Raw genomic sequence first — 16,976 nt, 5'->3', positions numbered from 1 at the left:
AAATAGAAGAATAATGTCTTCAACTGCTTAATTTTCAATGACAGACCAACAACTTATTTACGCTTTAGCTTTGCAACACGTTCCAAAAATTGGTGCAACAACGGCTAAAAAATTAATAAATCATTGTGGTTCTGCAGAAGCAGTTTTAAAAGAGAAACATTCTAAACTTTTAAAAATCGATGGTATTGGTACCATTACTATTCAAGGTCTTTTTGATAAAACTCATTTGGAAGAAGCTGAACTCGAATTAAAATTTATAAAAGAAAACAATATTATTTCCCATTACTTTACAGAAGACACCTATCCTGAGCGTTTAAAACACTGTATTGATGGTCCTATTGTATTGTTTCAATCGGGAAACATAAATATAAAACAACAACGTATCATTAGTATTGTTGGTGCACGTAAAATAACAACGAGTGGAATTGCATTCTGTGAAAAACTAGTAGAAGCTCTATCTCAATTTAATCCAATAATTGTTTCAGGCTTTGCTTACGGTACAGATATTACAGCACAAAGAGCAGCTGTAAAACATAATTTACAAACTATAGGTTGTTTAGCGCATGGACTCAATCAAATTTATCCTAAAGTCCATAAAAAGTATGTTGCGGATATTGAAAATCATGGTGGGTTTTATACTGATTTTTGGAGCTCAGATAATTTTGATCGTAATAACTTTTTAAAACGTAATAGAATAATTGCAGGACTTAGTGAAGCAACGATTGTTATAGAATCTGCAGAAAAAGGTGGTAGTTTAGTTACCGCAGATATTGCTAATTCTTATAATAGAGAAGTTTTTGCAGTACCTGGTAGAACTACGGATAGCCAAAGTGTGGGTTGTAATAATTTAATAAAATTCCAAAAAGCCCATTTATTATCTAACCCTTTAGATGTGCCTTACATGCTAAATTGGGAATTAGAGTCTAACAAAAAACCGGTAGTACAGCAACAATTATTTGTAGAGCTAGAACCCGATGAAAAGATTATTTACAATTTTCTAAAAGAAAACAACAAAGAATTATTAGACGTCATTGCTATTAAATGTGAAATGCCAACCTATAAAATTGCTGGCATTTTACTTAATATGGAATTGAAAGGTGTTGTGAGGCCTTTACCTGGTAAGTTGTTTGAGGTTATTTAGATTTCTTATCTATGAAAATTAACTTTAAAACATTGGCGATAAGCACTGCAATTGCTGCATAACACAGCCAATCCATAGAACCGTTATCCTTTAATCTTGAAATTGTAATTAATATCATTGCGATAATAACAAGTACTGAACTAAGCGGTGATTTATTTATATTCAATTTGAAGCTGTTTTTAGTACCCAACCTTTTCTCTTACACGGCCTAAGACTTCGTCAGCAACAATTTTTGCTTTAGCTGCACCTTTAGCTAAGGCAGCATCAACTTCTTCAAGATTATCCATATAATATGCATAACGTTCTCTTTGTTTAGCAAAACGTTCTAAAACCAATTCGTATAAAGCTTGTTTTGCGTGTCCATAACCGTAGTTGCCACCTTCGTAGTTGGTTTTCATTTCTGAAATTTGGTCATTAGAAGCTAATAAGCTGAATATAGCAAAGCAGTTGCATGTTTTCCAGTCTTTTGGTTCTTCTAGAGGTGTGCTATCGGTTTCGATAGACATTATTTTTTTACGTAATTTTTTTTCTGGTAAAAAGATATTGATAAAGTTGTCTCTACTTTTACTCATTTTCTCACCATCTGTACCAGGAATTAACATACCGTTTTCTTGTACTTTTCCTTCAGGCAATACAAAAGCTTCACCCATTTTTGCATGAAAACGAGACGCAACATCTCGTGTCATTTCAATATGTTGTAATTGGTCTTTTCCTACCGGAATTATTTCAGCATCATACAACAAAATATCTGCAGCCATAAGCATTGGGTAGGTAAATAAGCCAGAGTTTACATCCTCTAAGCGATCCGCTTTATCTTTAAATCCATGTGCCAATGTTAAACGTTGATATGGAAAGAAACAGCTTAAGTACCAAGATAATTCTGTTACCTGCGGAATATCACTTTGTCTGTAAAATACTGTTTTTTCAATATCTAAGCCAAAAGCTAACCAAGTTGCAGCTACAGAATACGTATGACTTCTCAATGCTTCAGCATCTTTAATTTGAGTTAATGTATGTAGGTTAGCAATAAACAAAAACGAATCGTTTTTAGCATCGTTTGCCATTTCTATTGCTGGTAATATTGCTCCTAATATATTTCCTAAATGTGGTGTTCCTGTACTTTGTACTCCTGTTAATATTCTTGCCATGTTAATTGCCTGCAAAAGCAGGAATCTCTTTAAAGTTAATCTTCCGTCTTAAATAAAGAACAAAGGTAAATTTTTTAGCATAACTATAAGAAGCGATTTAATTTAAATAGTTAGTTTTGGTGCTATGGCAATTTTTAAATATCCATTTTGGGTTTTATATCGTATTTGGTTCTATGTTTTAGTAGCCATTCCGATTATTGTAATGTTCCCTATTCTTATAATTTCTATTTCGAGAGAGCAATGGTATCCTTTGTTTTTTAAACTTGCTCGTATTTGGTCTAAGTTTATATTAATTGGTATGGGCTTTGGTTATAAAATTAAAAGAGAGGAAATTCCGGATCCAAACAAAAGTTATATGTTTGTTGCCAACCATACGTCTATGGCAGATATTATGCTAATGTTGGTTGCTGTAAAGAATCCATTTGTTTTTGTTGGTAAGCAAGAATTGGCTAAGATTCCATTATTTGGTTTCTTTTACAAACGCACTTGTATTTTAGTTGATAGAAGTAGTGCTAAAAGTAGACAAGCTGTGTTTTTAAGAGCACAAAGACGTTTAAAACAAGGTGTGAGTATCTGTATATTTCCTGAAGGTGGTGTGCCAGAAGAAGATGTTTTGTTAGATAATTTTAAAGATGGTGCTTTTAGGTTGGCGATTAATCATCAAATTCCTATAGTTCCAATTACATTTTACGATAATAAGAAGCGATTTTCTTATACTTTTTTTAGTGGAAGCCCAGGCAAAATGCGTGCTAAGATTCATAGATTTATTCCAACGGAAGGTTTAACAACAAAAGACACAAAACCTTTAAATGAAAAAACGAGAACTCTAATTTGGAATGAATTAAGTTCTGTAAGAGTATAAAAAAAGCTACCCTAACCAAGAGTAGCTCTTATAATCATTGCATTTGCATTCATCATAGCTTTTTTGTTGCAATAACCTAACCTAAAACTTATAACTTAATCCTGTATATACACCAATAAAGAAAGGTTTAAAATCACCTGTTGTATTATTGAATGTGTTAATTTGATACTTAAATGTTGGTTCTAAATTTAGATTCCATTGTTTAGATAAACTGTAATCCATACCTAAACCAAAATTGGCACTAAAACTAGTATCATTTATATTATTTGCCTCACCTATTAATGTAGTTGCGCCATTAACATCTGCGTAAATTTCATTGTTGTTTAAGATGAACGTACTAAAACCACCAATCACGTTAATTCCAAATTTTCTATCTAATAATCTGTATTCTAATTCAACAGGTACCTCAATAAAACCAAATTTTTGATCAATTTTACCTGCTATTTTAGTGTTGAATAATTCTGGAGTAGAAGATCTATTCATCATAGTAGAACTCATTAATGACACGTGTTGTTCGCTACCGTTAAATGAAATATTATTAAACTCCGCATCAACACCTCTTGCAGCCGTTTCTGCTCCCGTAAATGCATAAACATCAGAAGTGGTTTGATTTAGGTTAACACGGTTAATACCAGCTCTAATTTTTAGTTTTTTAGTAATGTTATAGCTACCAGCAATACCATAACTCATATTAACATCACTGCTTTTGTCATTTTCGTTGAATTGTTTATCTAATGAAGAGCCTTGACCTAAGGAATTAAAATAAACAGGCGCAACATTTGGTGCAATGCTCCACCTGCTTTGGTCATCTTCTTTTTCTTCTTCATCAATAGTTTCATTATTTTCTGCTATAGCTTTTTCTATAGATTCTTTTATTGGGTCTTCAATCAATGAATTCTCAACATCAGAACCTTCAGCATTTGTTCCATCAGTTAAGGTTGAATTTTCTCTGCCTTTGATTTCTTTTGAGGTATTATTCTCTGCAATAGTTGTTTTATTTGTACTGATAGCTTTCTTGATGGCAGATTTTCGTTCCGTCTCAGATTTAAGTTGTGTTTTATTTTTAGATTCTACAGTTGTGTTTGAATTCACCTCCTTTTTGGTTTCTTTCGCAGTCTTGTTTACCACAACAGCTGTTTCACTTTCGTTAATAGCTTTCTTAACGGCAGATTTTCGTTCTGTTTCAGATTTAAGTTGTGTTTTGTTTTCAGACTCTAAAGTTTCGTTTGAGGTCTTTTGATTCGCTACTTTACTACGCTCTTCTTTGTTTGAAATTATAGAAGATTTATTGCTGTTTTGAGAAGAACGGATTGTTTCTTTATTATTTGTATTAGCAACTGCATTAGACGTATTAACAGAATGATTAGGCGACCTTAATTGATTTGAAGGATTGGATTTGTAAGGTTCCTCATTTGTTGCGTCTTTTGAGGTTGGTTCTTGTATGTTTTCAATATTTGAATCTGTTACCTTAGAATTACTATCTTTAATAGAATTTAAGTCGATTTTTTCTTGTTCTATTGATTGGTTAGTGTTGTCAATTTCAGAATTAGTTTCATTGTTTTCGTCCGTATTTACGATAGGTAAATCTTCAGAATTAATTCCGTCATTATTAAATACAGAAACACCAACAGTTAGCATAATAGCAATAGCAGCTGCAACACCACCAAGTTGCCACCAAAGTGCAATAACTCTACGTTTTTTCTTTTTCTTAGGAAGACTTTCGTTTATACGATCCCAAATAGCATCGTTAGGTGCTACCTCAAAATCTTTAAACTTTTCTTGAAAAAGTCTGTCTATGTTCTTTTTATCGTTCATTATACTGAGTGCGAATTTGAATTCGCGTTATAATCTTCTATTTTATCTTTTAAAATTAACCTCGCTCGCGCTAGGTTCGATTTAGACGTTCCGGTTGAAATATTTATTAATTCACTAATTTCAACATGCGAATAACCATCTAAGACATACAAATTAAATACCAATCTGTATCTGTCTGGTAATTCTTGAATTATTTTTAATAAATAATCAATACTTACGTCATCTTCATTAATATCTACCGATACGTCTTCAATATTCCCTTCATTAGTAATATCGTAAACGCCAACATCTTCTCTATAGCGTTGCAATGATGTGTTTATTGCAATGCGCTTAAGCCAACCTTCAAAAGAACCTTTATTATTGTACTGTTCTATTTTACTAAAAATAGTTATAAATGCATCATGCAGATTATCTTCTGCTTGTGCATAGTTTTTTGAGTACTTAAGACAAACCGAAAATAATTTACTTGCAAATTGCTTGTATAATTGGCTTTGTGCTAGAGCATCTTGTTTAATACAATTTTTTATGAGCTTGTCTAAACTCACATGATTCTCGGAATTAATTAATAATTAGTCTCTCGCAGTTTGATCAAAATATCCTCTTCCGTCCATAACAGGTACTTCTACCAAATAATACTGGTCAGTTCCATCTTCGTCTTCACCTTGATAAAACTTAAATACGTATGTTTCGTTTCCATTAACAAGAAAATCAAAACTAACAGTTACTTGTTCTGGTTCGCCATCACAAGAAGTTGTACTGTTTAAATAGACTGTATTCACAATGGCAACCGTTCTTTCTTGGTCTTCTATTTCGTAAATAAAATCATTAAAGTAATAACAAGAATTAGGTTTGGTGTATGTTACTAAAATTTCATACGTTTCTCCGTGCACAAAATATTCAGGCATTTCAACACTTTCAATAGGTAAAACTTCTAAATAAAAAGTTTCAGCCGGATTATCATCAAGGCTACAAGATGAGAAGGTTAAAATGAATACAAATGCTAATAGGGCAATTTTTTTCATACTTAATTATAATCAATTTCACTATATAGATGCAAAAAGTGTAAAAGGGTTGCGTCTAAAACTAAAAAAAATCCTGAAAAATCAGGATTTTTAAATATTTGGTTATTTAGACTCTTTAATAATGGTCCTTACTTTCTCTTCTAGTTCATCCATAAGATCAGGATTATCTTTTATTAAAAGCTTAACAGCATCTCGTCCTTGACCAAGTTTTGTGTCTCCATAACTAAACCAAGAGCCACTCTTTTTAACAATCTCATGGTCTACAGCTAAATCTAATATCTCACCAACTTTAGAAACACCTGCACCATACATAATATCAAATTCAGCAAGTCTAAATGGTGGAGCTACTTTGTTTTTTACAACCTTTACTCTGGTTTTGTTACCCATTACGTTTCCGTCACTATCCTTAATTTGAGTAGAACGTCTAATATCTAAACGAACAGATGCATAGAATTTAAGTGCATTACCACCAGTTGTAGTTTCTGGGTTCCCGAACATTACTCCAATTTTTTCACGTAATTGGTTAATGAAAATTACAGTACAATTAGTTTTACTAATCGAAGCTGTTAATTTTCTAAGTGCTTGAGACATTAAACGTGCATGTAAGCCCATTTTAGAATCTCCCATTTCACCTTCAATTTCACTCTTTGGAGTTAAGGCGGCAACAGAATCTATAACTACAATATCAATAGCACCAGATCTAATTAGGTTATCAGCAATCTCTAAAGCTTGTTCACCATTATCTGGTTGAGAAATAATTAAATTATCAATATCAACATTTAAATTTTCAGCATAAAAACGATCAAAAGCATGCTCAGCATCAATAAATGCAGCAATACCTCCAGCTTTTTGTGCTTCTGCAATTGCATGAAGTGTTAACGTTGTTTTACCAGAAGATTCTGGGCCATATATTTCAATAACACGCCCTCTTGGATATCCACCGACGCCTAAAGCTATATCTAAACCTAAAGAACCAGAAGAAATAGCCTCTACATCTACTACAGCCTGATCACTCATTTTCATTACGGTTCCTTTACCGTATGCTTTATCTAATTTATCTAAGGTTAATTTTAAAGCCTTTAGTTTTGCGTCTTTTTCACTGCTCATCTCTTCTATTTTTTCTTAATTATGAACATCAAAAATACCACTTATTTTAATTTTTTCAATTTTATAACGCAACCATTTTATGTTAATAGCATCTTAAAAGAAAAATACTATGAAAAATTTTTACGTTTTACTTTTTATCTTTTTATTTAATGTAGTTAAAGCACAAACGATAGATGTAGTTACAGGATTGAATCGGCCAATTGGATTAATATTTAATGGAGGTGAGCTATACATCAGTGAGTTTGGTGCTAATAAAATTTCAAAAATCGATACTGCATCAGATTCACCAACAGTAGTTAATGTTGTTACAGATGTATATAATCCTTTGGGATTAATTTTTATAGGTAATGAACTGTATTTCACTCAACAAAGTGAAAACAAAGTTTCAAAAATTGATATTTCTTCAAATAATCCAATAATTATTGATGTAGCTTTAGGTATAAATCGCGCTACATATTTTGCGTTAAATGGTAGTGACCTCTATGTTTCTAGTCAGACAGATGGTAAGATTTCAAAAATCGATACAACATTAAACCCACCAACCGTTGTTGATGTTGTAACTGGTTTGTTTTATCCTTCAGGTTTGTTAATTTTTAATGACGAACTTTATATTGCTGATTATGGCGCAAATAAGATTTTAAAGATTGACCTTTCTTCAGCCAATCCAATAACCACTGATGTTGTAACGGGCTTAAATAATCCTACAGCTTTGGCATTAAATGGGAATGATCTATATATAAGTGAGTATACCACAAATAAAATTATTAAAATCGATATTACTAATCCCTCAAATTCAGTTGAAGATGTTGTAACAGATCTCAATGGTCCGTCAGGACTTGTGTTTAAAAATAATGAACTATATATATCTGAAGATTTTGGGAACAAAGTTTCAAAGATTGATATTTCTTCCCTGTCAATCAATGAGTATCTAAATAAAAAGTCATTAGTATTATATCCAAACCCTGCAAAACATACTATAAAAATATTAGGTTTAGAATTCAATAAAAATTATGAAATCTTTAATGTTTTAGGGTCAAAAATTAAAAGTGGAATTATTTCTAATCAAGAGGAAATTGATATTAGTAACCTTATATCTGGTTTTTATATTTTTAAACTTGAAAATGGGGATTCGTTAAAATTCTTCAAAGAATAATTAAAAACAAACATTTATTTTAATTTTTTGAAATTTTTAACGCAACCCTTTTACACTTTTTGCATCTACTAAATGAAAAAGGAAATAATTGCTATGAAATGCGCTACAAACAAACTCTAAGGTACGCTTTAGAGTTTTGTAGCCATTTAATCTTCTCGGTTTGATAATTCATTAAATCAGAAATGATTAGCGGGTTAAAAAATGGTTAGTAAAACATTAGGTGTTTCAGTTGTAGTTAATCCCTCAACAATTGTGAAGCCGATGCAGATTAACTTTTTAAGTTTGTTTTAAGTTAGTAAGTTAATCTAAAAGCACTTTGAATTTATCAAAGTGCTTTTTTGTTTTTGTAATTGACTCATTCCATTAAAAACAATACCTTTGTTATTCAATTATTCTTTAACCTTAAAATTAGTATAGCATGCAACTGTACAACAACTTAAGTTCTAAAGAAAGAGCCGAGCTTATTGAACAAGCCGGAAAAGAACGCTTAACCATCTCTTTCTACAAGTACGCTAAAATTAATAATACCGAAATTTTTAGAAACCATCTTTATTTAGCTTGGGACCAATTTGATGTCTTAGGAAGAATTTACGTGGCAAACGAAGGTATTAACGCACAACTATCTGTGCCAGCCGAAAATTTTGAACATTTCAAAAATCATTTAGACACCATTTCATTTTTAGAAAATGTAAGATTAAACATTGCTGTAGAGCACGATAATTTTGCCTTTTTAAAGCTAAAAGTAAAAGTGCGTAATAAAATAGTCGCAGACGGATTAAATGATGCGTCTTTTGATGTGACCAATAAAGGTGTTCACGTTAATGCCGAAAAGTTTAACGAACTCATTGAAGACCCAAACACTGTTTTGGTAGATATGAGAAATCATTATGAAAGTGAAATCGGTCATTTTAAAAATGCAGTAACTCCAGATGTAGATACCTTTAGAGAATCTTTAGATTTAATTGAAGAGGATTTAAGAGAGCATAAAGAAGATAAAAAGCTTGTAATGTATTGCACGGGCGGAATTCGTTGTGAGAAAGCAAGTGCGTATTACAAGCATAAGGGTTTTAAAAATGTATTTCAGCTTGAAGGAGGTATCATTAATTATGTGCGTCAAATTGAAGCCGAAGGTTTAGAAAATAAATTTCTAGGTAAGAATTTTGTCTTTGACGAAAGACGTTCAGAGCGAATTTCTGATGATGTCATTGCCAATTGTCATCAATGTGGTAATCCTGCAGATATGCATACTAATTGTGCAAACGAAGCATGTCATTTATTGTTTATTCAATGTGAAGACTGCAAAGAAAAGATGGAAAATTGCTGTTCAACAAACTGTATGGAAATACATAGTTTGCCTTTTGAAGAGCAAAAAGCGTTAAGAAAAGGACAGGGTAATAGTAACGATATTTTCAAAAAAGGACGCGCAGACCATTTGCCTTTTAAAAAGGACTTGCGTAATATTTTTGAAACCATGAAGCCTAACAATATCTAATTAGTTATGCAAAATATAGAGTTAATGGCACCTGCAGGAAATTTTGAATCTATGCAGGCAGCCTTAGATAATGGTGCAGATTCAATTTACTTTGGCGTAGAGCAACTCAATATGAGAGCGAGAGCTACAATTAATTTTACATTAGAAGATTTACCAGAAATTGTAAAACGATGCGAAGCAAAAAACGTTAGAACGTATCTTACTTTAAATACCATCATTTACGATCATGATTTATCAATTGTAAAAACATTGATTAAGCAAGCAAAACAAGCAAACGTTACTGCTGTTATTGCAATGGATCAAGCTGTAATTGCTGTAGCAAGAGAGCACAATATGGAAGTGCATATCTCTACACAGATTAATATTACAAATATTGAAACCGTAAAATTCTATGCACTCTTTGCAGATACTATGGTATTGAGTAGAGAGTTAAGCTTACGCCAAGTAAAATACATAACAGAACAAATTGAAAAAGAGCAGATAACGGGACCATCTGGCAGATTAATTGAAATCGAAATTTTTGGTCATGGTGCACTTTGTATGGCTGTTTCTGGCAAATGTTATATGAGTTTGCATTCGCACAATTCATCTGCAAATAGAGGTGCTTGTAAGCAAAATTGCAGAAAAAAATATACCGTAATAGATCAGGAAACTGGTGTGGAAATGGACTTAGATAACGAGTACATTATGTCGCCTAAAGATTTATGTACTATAGATTTCTTAGACCAAGTTGCAGGTGCTGGTATTAAAGTTTTAAAAATTGAAGGTCGAGGTAGAGCGCCAGAATATGTTGCTAAAGTTATAAAATGTTACAGAGAAGCCATCGATAGCATAGCCATTGATAATTATTCTAAAGAACAAGTTATTTCTTGGGTGCAAGAATTAGAAAAGGTTTATAATCGTGGTTTTTGGAGCGGTTATTATTTAGGTCAGAAACTAGGTGAATGGAGTAAAGGTTCAGGTAGCCATGCGACACAAAAGAAAGTTTATATTGGTAAAGGGGTTCATTTTTACCCTAAAGCTAAAGTAGGAGAATTTAAAATTGAAGCGTATGACCTTTCTATAGATGATACTATTTTAATTACAGGTCCAACAACAGGAGCCAAAGAGTTTCAATTAAAGCAAATGTTGGTTAATGATGAGCAATTATTAAAAGGAACTAAAGGCGATTCTATTACAATTCCTTTAGATTTTAGAATTAGACCATCAGATAAGTTATATAAAATTGTAGAAAATAAAGTGGAAGCCTAATGGTTGTTATTACTTTACAACGACAAAAATGCATTGGTTGTAATTACTGTGTGGAGCTAGCACCAAATCAGTTTCAAATGTCTAAAAAAGATGGTAAATCAGTTTTGCTTCATTCCGAAGAAAAAAAAGGCTTTTTTACACTTAAATCTAAGGATTATGAGCTTTTAGAACCAAGCGAAAATGCTGCAAAAGCTTGTCCTGTAAAAATTATTTCAGTCAAAAATATATAATAAAAGCCTTATTGACCGTTGCTTCTTTATTGTTCAGAATAAAAACAATAAAGTTTGGGTCTTAGTAAGCTAAAGAAATAATCTTATCTTTACTCATTAATTATTTACGAATCCGATATCTAGTATTTTAAAGAGTCTAGATTTAATATATAAAATTTTTATGGCTTGTAACAGTTGCGCAACTGGAGAAGATGGCCAACCAAAAGGATGCAAAAACAATGGGACTTGCGGCACAGATAGCTGTAATAAACTCACTGTTTTTGATTGGTTAGCAAACATGTCGCTTCCAAACGGACAAAAACCGTTTATTGGTGTAGAAGTACGTTTTAAAAACGGAAGAAAACACTATTATAAAAACACAGAAAACCTTACACTTAGTATTGGAGATATTGTTGCGACTCAGGCAAAATCTGGTCACGACATTGGAATGGTTACACTTACTGGTGAGTTAGTAAGTATACAAATGAAGCGTAAAAAAGTGAGACTTGACGACGCTGAAAACGTTTTAAAAATATACCGAAAAGCATCACAAAAAGATATTGATATTTGGTCAACTGCTAGAGATAAGGAAGAACCAATGAAGGTAAGAGCCCGTCAATTTGCTATAGATTTAAATCTGAAAATGAAAATTTCGGATATTGAATTTCAAGGTGACGGAAGTAAAGCAACTTTTTATTACACAGCTGAAGAACGTGTAGATTTTAGAGAGTTAATTAAAGTCTTTGCACGTGAGTTTAGAACGCGTATTGAGATGAAACAAGTTGGCTTTAGACAAGAAGCTGCAAGGCTTGGAGGTATTGGTTCTTGTGGTAGGGAATTATGCTGTTCTACATGGTTAACAGATTTTAGATCAGTCAGTACATCTGCGGCCCGTTACCAGCAATTATCTTTAAATCCATTAAAGCTTGCAGGACAATGTGGAAAGCTAAAATGTTGTCTTAATTATGAGTTAGATTCATATTTAGATGCCTTAAAAGCGTTTCCTAAATCTGACATTAAACTATACACTGAAAAAGGAAATGCGGTTTGTCAAAAAACTGACATTTTTAAAGGTTTAATGTGGTATGCATATGAAGGTGAATGGATGAATTGGCACATTATTACTACAGAGCAAGCCAATGAAATCATAGAGAAAAATAAGAAGAGAGAAAAAGTAGCAAGTCTAGAAGAATATGCTGCCGAGCACATAGAAGACACTAAAAATGAGTTTGAGAACGTTGTAGGTCAAGATAGTTTAACACGTTTCGATAGTCCAAAACCGAATAAGAAACGTAAAAACAATAAGAGTAACAGAAATAACAAAAACCGAAACAACAATAAGGGTAATACAAACACTAATAAATCTCAAAATCGAAACCGCAATCAAAAACCAAAAGCCAAAACAAATGCTAAACCAAATGCTAAAAAAGACTAATCGGTTATTTTTAGTTGTACTCAGTTGTTTTTTAATTACAAGTTGCGACTCAAATGCTGTATTTGATGAGTATCAATCAGTACCTAATGAGTGGAATAAAGATTCCGTTGCCAGTTTTAATTTTAAAGCTCCAGATACTATTAATAATTACAATTTGTATGTTAATTTAAGGAATACAGATGCTTATAAGTTTAGTAATTTATTTCTTCTTGTAGAATTAAATTATCCTAACGGAAAAGCTGTAAAAGATACTTTAGAGTATAAAATGGCAGCACCAAATGGTGAACTTTTAGGAACAGGGTTTTCAGATATTAAAGAAAATAAATTGTGGTTTAGAGGTTTTAAAACGCCTTTTAAGTTTAGCGAAGAAGGAGACTACACTGTTAATATACAGCATGCCATGAGAAATAATGGCGAAGTAAATGGTGTAGAAAATTTACAAGGAATAACAGATATTGGATTTAGAGTAGAACAGGCTCAAAAGTAGTAAATATGGCAAAAAAGAAAACAACACAGTCTAAAACAGAGACTTTAGATTATACAAAATACGTACGTTGGTTTTGGATACTTTTTTTAGGTGGTTTAGTAGCTATCGTTTTGATTTTTCTATTAGCCTCTTTGGGAGCGTTAGGTGAAATGCCAGATCATACTAAGTTAGAAAATCCTGAGACAAATTTAGCAACGGAAATTATTTCTTCAGATGATAAAACATTGGGTAAATTCTATTTTGATGATAATAGAACACCTATTGTTTTTGAAGACTTACCAGAAAACATAGTAGAAGCATTGATTGCAACTGAAGATGTTCGGTTTTATGAGCATTCAGGTATCGATGGTAGAGGTACGCTTAGAGCTATTTATAAATTAGGTGCAGGAGGAGGAGCGAGTACGATTTCTCAACAATTAGCAAAAAATTTATTTACAAAACAAGTTTCTAAAAATATTATTGAAAGACTTTCTCAAAAAGTAAGAGAATGGATTATTGCTATTCGTTTAGAGCGTCAATATACCAAAGAGGAAATTATAGCGCAGTATTTAAATATTTATGATTTTGGTAATAATGGAGATGGAATTCGTTCTGCAGCTAGAATTTATTTTGGAAAAGAACCAAAGGATTTAGATATTAAGGAATCTGCTATGCTTGTAGGTATGTTAAAGAATTCTTCATTATATAATCCTATTCCTAAAAGAAATCCTATTGGTGTAAAAAACAGACGTAATGTTGTTTTATTTCAAATGATGAAGTATGAATATATTAGCGAAAGCGAAAAAGATTCACTTCAAAAAACAGAATTAGATTTAAACTTCTCTCCTGAAACCCATCGTGAAGGAATTGCAACCTACTTCAGAGAATACCTTAGAGGTTTTATGAAAGAATGGGCTAATAAGGAAAGTAACAGAAAGCCGGACGGAAGCAAGTACGATTTGTATAGTGATGGTCTAAAAGTTTTTACAACTATAGATTCTCGGATGCAGCAATATGCGGAAGATGCTATTTCTCAGCACATGCCAAGATTGCAAGCAGAGTTTGATAACCAAAACACACCAGATAGAAATAAAACAGCACCATTTGTAGATTTAGATAAATCAGAGGTTACTAAACTAATGAATGATGCTATGAAACGAGGTGAGCGATGGAGAATTCTTAAAAACCAAGGAAAATCAGAGAAACAGATTAGAGCTTCTTTTGAGAAGCCTACAGAAATGCGTGTGTTTAAATGGATAGATGGTAAAGCTAGTGAAGTAGATACGGTTATGAAACCTATTGATTCTATGCGTTATTATAAATCTTTTCTACGTCCTGGAATGATGTCTATGGATCCTTTAACTGGTCATGTAAAAGCATGGGTTGGTGGAATGAATTATAAGCATTTTCAGTACGATATGGTTAAGCAAGGTGCAAGGCAAGTGGGTTCTACATTTAAACCATTTGTTTATGCTACAGCTATTGATCAATTACAATTTTCGCCTTGTGATTCTTTTCCTAGAACACAAATTACGATTGAAGCCAATAAATATGGTAATCCAGAACCTTGGACTGTTAAAAATTCAGACGGAAAATACTCTGGTAAGCAAACTTTAAAGGATGCATTGGCAAGTTCTACTAATACGGTTACGGCTCGTTTAATGAATGAAATTGGACCACAACCTGTGGTTGAAATGGCAAAAAAATTAGGAATCACTTCAGAGATTCTACCAGTACCTGCTATTGCTTTAGGAACACCAGATATTAGTGTTTATGAAATGGTTGCTGCGTATTCTACGTTTGCCAATAAAGGTGTTTATAATAAACCAGTAATGGTAACACGTATAGAGGATAAAAACGGTACTGTATTGTATCAGTTTAAACCAGAAAGTAAAGATGTACTGAGTGAAGAAGTTGCTTATGTTACTGTAAATCTTATGGAAGGGGTTACGCAAGCAGGTTCCGGAAAGCGACTTAGACATAATTCAGATTGGTTAGCAAAATCTGCTGTTTACAAGGAAATAATGACTGGTTATCCTTATGAATTAAAAAACCCTATAGCTGGTAAAACAGGAACAACGCAAAACCAAAGTGATGGTTGGTTTATGGGAATGGTGCCTAATTTAGTTACAGGTGTTTGGGTAGGAGCAGAAGATAGAGCGGCCCATTTTAAATCAATTCACTATGGCCAAGGAGCTTCAATGGCTTTGCCAATTTGGGGATTGTACATGAAAGCCTGTTATGCTGATAAAACATTAGATGTCTCAGAGGGTAAATTTGAAAAACCTTCAAACTTAAAAATTGATATTAACTGTGAAGCAAGAGACGAAGGGGATTTAGGTGGTTCAGAGCAACCTGAAGATAATGTTGATGTAGATTTCTAATAATCTAGCAATAGTCACACCTGTATTTAACACCATTAAATTATAAAGTAAGTACTTAGTTTCGTATTTTTAAAAAGCTAAATTTTTAAACAATATGATCAATAAAAAAGTAGAGAATATTTCAGAAGCATTACAAGGTGTTGCTGATAATATGACCTTTATGTTTGGTGGTTTCGGTTTGTCCGGAATTCCAGAAAACGCAATTGCCCACTTAGTAAAACTTAATATAAAAGGTTTAACCTGTATTTCTAATAATGCAGGTGTAGATGACTTTGGTTTAGGTTTGTTATTACAACAAAAGCAAATCAAAAAAATGGTTTCGTCTTATGTTGGCGAAAATGATGAGTTTGAACGTCAGATGCTTTCTGGCGAATTAGATGTAGAATTAATACCTCAAGGCACTTTAGCAGAACGATGTAGAGCAGCACAAGCTGGTTTTCCAGCAATTTATACTCCTGCTGGTTACGGAACGGAAGTCGCAGAAGGAAAAGAAACAAGAGAATTTGATGGTAAAATGCATGTATTAGAATATGCATTTAAAGCGGATTTTGCTTTTATTAAAGCATGGAAAGGTGATGCTGCCGGAAATTTAATATTTAAAGGTACAGCAAGAAACTTTAATCCTAATATGTGCGGTGCAGCTAAAGTAACCGTTGTTGAGGTTGAAGAATTAGTACCTGTTGGAGAATTAGACCCTAATCAAATTCATATTCCAGGAATTTTTGTGCAACGTATTTTTAAAGGTGTGCATTTTGAAAAACGAATAGAACAACGAACAGTTAGAAAAAGAGCATAGTTATGTTAGATAAAAACGGAATAGCGAAACGTATCGCACAAGAAGTAAAAGACGGTTACTATGTTAATTTAGGGATAGGAATACCAACTTTGGTAGCCAATTTTGTAAGAGATGATATTGAAGTTGAATTTCAAAGTGAAAACGGCGTTTTAGGTATGGGACCATTTCCTTTTGAAGGTGAAGAAGATGCCGATATAATTAATGCAGGTAAACAAACCATTACCACTTTGCCAGGTGCTTCCTTTTTTGATTCTGCAACAAGTTTTGCAATGATTAGAGGTCAACATGTAGATTTAACTATACTTGGAGCAATGGAAGTATCACAAGATGGAGATATTGCCAATTGGAAAATTCCGGGAAAGATGGTTAAAGGAATGGGAGGCGCAATGGATTTAGTAGCAAGTGCAGAAAATATCATTGTCGCTATGATGCATACTAATAGAGCAGGAGCTTCTAAATTATTAAAAAAGTGCTCTCTACCATTAACTGGAGTTGGTTGTGTAAAGAAAATTGTAACTAACATGGCTGTTATAGAAGTAACGTCTAAAGGATTTAAACTTTTAGAACGGGCACCTGGGATTTCTGTAGATGAAATTAAAAATGCTACAGAAGGAGATTTGATTATTGAAGGTGAAATTCCTGAAATGAATATCTAAAATAATCTTTCTGAATACTATATGAGTCGCTAACTTTTA

16 protein-coding genes are annotated in these 16,976 nt (G+C 32.6%); 11 read left to right on the top strand and 5 right to left on the bottom strand.

What is annotated here, in order from left to right:
* Window positions 1–37 precede the first annotated feature (37 nt).
* Window positions 38–1,141, top strand: a complete 1,104-nt coding sequence (dprA, locus tag Q0807_RS07260) for a DNA-processing protein DprA (protein ID WP_299108088.1) — start codon at window positions 38–40, stop codon at window positions 1,139–1,141.
* Window positions 1,142–1,320: 179 nt separating this feature from the next.
* Here dprA and trpS read toward each other — a convergent pair whose 3' ends face one another.
* Window positions 1,321–2,289, bottom strand: a complete 969-nt coding sequence (trpS, locus tag Q0807_RS07255; protein ID WP_299108086.1) for a tryptophan--tRNA ligase — start codon at window positions 2,287–2,289, stop codon at window positions 1,321–1,323.
* A 124-nt stretch (window positions 2,290–2,413) separates the two neighbouring features.
* Between trpS and Q0807_RS07250 the strand changes: the two genes are divergently transcribed.
* A complete protein-coding gene (locus Q0807_RS07250) occupies window positions 2,414–3,151 on the top strand; it encodes a 1-acyl-sn-glycerol-3-phosphate acyltransferase (protein WP_299108084.1) in 738 nt (245 codons plus the stop codon).
* Window positions 3,152–3,232: 81 nt separating this feature from the next.
* Here the strand turns inward: Q0807_RS07250 and Q0807_RS07245 are convergent, their stop codons facing one another.
* The 4 genes from Q0807_RS07245 to recA all read right to left on the bottom strand — a co-directional run bounded on the left by Q0807_RS07245 (window position 3,233) and on the right by recA (window position 7,095).
* On the bottom strand, window positions 3,233–4,966 hold the full coding sequence (locus tag Q0807_RS07245; protein ID WP_299108082.1) for a hypothetical protein: 1,734 nt from the start codon (window positions 4,964–4,966) through the stop codon (window positions 3,233–3,235).
* Window positions 4,966–5,511: a sigma-70 family RNA polymerase sigma factor gene (locus Q0807_RS07240; RefSeq protein ID WP_299108080.1), complete on the bottom strand. Its 546-nt coding sequence runs from the start codon at window positions 5,509–5,511 to the stop codon at window positions 4,966–4,968. Before Q0807_RS07240 ends, Q0807_RS07245 begins: the two co-directional genes overlap by 1 nt.
* Window positions 5,512–5,535: 24 nt before the next feature.
* Complete coding sequence (locus Q0807_RS07235) at window positions 5,536–5,988, bottom strand: hypothetical protein (RefSeq protein ID WP_299108078.1); 453 nt, start codon at window positions 5,986–5,988, stop codon at window positions 5,536–5,538.
* Between the two features lie 102 nt (window positions 5,989–6,090).
* Window positions 6,091–7,095, bottom strand: a complete 1,005-nt coding sequence (recA, locus tag Q0807_RS07230; RefSeq protein WP_299108076.1) for a recombinase RecA — start codon at window positions 7,093–7,095, stop codon at window positions 6,091–6,093.
* A 109-nt stretch (window positions 7,096–7,204) separates the two neighbouring features.
* On the opposite strand from recA, the gene Q0807_RS07225 reads away from it, so the two are divergent.
* From Q0807_RS07225 to Q0807_RS07185, 9 genes are all read left to right on the top strand, one after another.
* Window positions 7,205–8,248: a T9SS type A sorting domain-containing protein gene (locus tag Q0807_RS07225; protein WP_299108074.1), complete on the top strand. Its 1,044-nt coding sequence runs from the start codon at window positions 7,205–7,207 to the stop codon at window positions 8,246–8,248.
* Window positions 8,249–8,666: 418 nt separating this feature from the next.
* On the top strand, window positions 8,667–9,740 hold the full coding sequence (locus Q0807_RS07220) for a rhodanese-related sulfurtransferase (protein ID WP_299108072.1): 1,074 nt from the start codon (window positions 8,667–8,669) through the stop codon (window positions 9,738–9,740).
* 6 nt (window positions 9,741–9,746) lie between these two features.
* Window positions 9,747–10,991 (top strand): peptidase U32 family protein, encoded by a 1,245-nt coding sequence (locus Q0807_RS07215; RefSeq protein ID WP_299108071.1) that lies wholly within the window; start codon window positions 9,747–9,749, stop codon window positions 10,989–10,991.
* Window positions 10,991–11,221, top strand: coding sequence for a ferredoxin (locus tag Q0807_RS07210; RefSeq protein ID WP_299108069.1), 231 nt, complete (start codon window positions 10,991–10,993; stop codon window positions 11,219–11,221). Before Q0807_RS07215 ends, Q0807_RS07210 begins: the two co-directional genes overlap by 1 nt.
* Before the next feature lie 160 nt (window positions 11,222–11,381).
* Window positions 11,382–12,635, top strand: coding sequence for a regulatory iron-sulfur-containing complex subunit RicT (locus tag Q0807_RS07205; protein ID WP_299108067.1), 1,254 nt, complete (start codon window positions 11,382–11,384; stop codon window positions 12,633–12,635).
* Window positions 12,619–13,122 carry a gliding motility lipoprotein GldH gene (locus tag Q0807_RS07200; protein ID WP_299108065.1) on the top strand — a complete coding sequence of 168 codons (504 nt, stop codon included), beginning with the start codon at window positions 12,619–12,621 and terminating at the stop codon, window positions 13,120–13,122. The genes Q0807_RS07205 and Q0807_RS07200 overlap by 17 nt, the downstream gene beginning before the upstream one ends.
* Before the next feature lie 5 nt (window positions 13,123–13,127).
* Complete coding sequence (locus Q0807_RS07195) at window positions 13,128–15,485, top strand: transglycosylase domain-containing protein (RefSeq protein ID WP_299108063.1); 2,358 nt, start codon at window positions 13,128–13,130, stop codon at window positions 15,483–15,485.
* Window positions 15,486–15,579: 94 nt separating this feature from the next.
* A complete protein-coding gene (locus Q0807_RS07190; RefSeq protein WP_299108061.1) occupies window positions 15,580–16,281 on the top strand; it encodes a CoA transferase subunit A in 702 nt (233 codons plus the stop codon).
* Window positions 16,282–16,283: 2 nt separating this feature from the next.
* A complete protein-coding gene (locus Q0807_RS07185; RefSeq protein WP_299108059.1) occupies window positions 16,284–16,937 on the top strand; it encodes a CoA transferase subunit B in 654 nt (217 codons plus the stop codon).
* Window positions 16,938–16,976: the final 39 nt, after the last annotated feature.

It is taken from the genome of uncultured Winogradskyella sp., from assembly GCF_947495255.1.
In the GTDB taxonomy this organism is placed as follows: Bacteria; Bacteroidota; Bacteroidia; order Flavobacteriales; family Flavobacteriaceae; genus Winogradskyella.
The sequence above is the reverse complement of the archived record's forward strand: the minus strand, read 5'-3'. Positions and strand labels throughout refer to the sequence as shown.